The 309-nt window shown below is 54.7% G+C and carries 1 pseudogene; it reads left to right on the top strand.

Annotated features, from left to right (window positions below):
* Positions 1–309 (top strand): annotated as a pseudogene (locus JUI58_RS01245) (hypothetical protein); the annotation flags it as partial.

The following is a 309-nucleotide window of genomic DNA, read 5'->3' as shown; positions in this document are numbered from 1 at the left end:
TCAGAAGACCGCCCATTTCTCGTCGTCAACTTCACTTGTGCGTTCCCGCTCAAGGGGGAAAGCGGCGCAAATATGGCGGTACTGTTACCCGTCATGGGTTTCGTAAAGGGGATTTAGTAAGAGCAGAGAAGCGGTGCGACCCCGCGTCGGCGAAAGACGCAAGGGAACGCGCACCAAGAGAAGCCGGAAAGTCCTATGTTGGTTGGTGTTCGGGAGATACAGCCAAAGCCGTTTCGGTTTCCGATATCAACTGGAAACGCCTCGGACAGTTCACTGCATCCAAAGTGGAGTTGCTCCAGCGTTCCACTG

The sequence above is a fragment of the Spirulina sp. CCY15215 genome, from assembly GCF_016888125.1.
GTDB lineage: Bacteria > Cyanobacteriota > Cyanobacteriia > Cyanobacteriales > Spirulinaceae > CCY15215.
The sequence above is the reverse complement of the archived record's forward strand: the minus strand, read 5'-3'. Positions and strand labels throughout refer to the sequence as shown.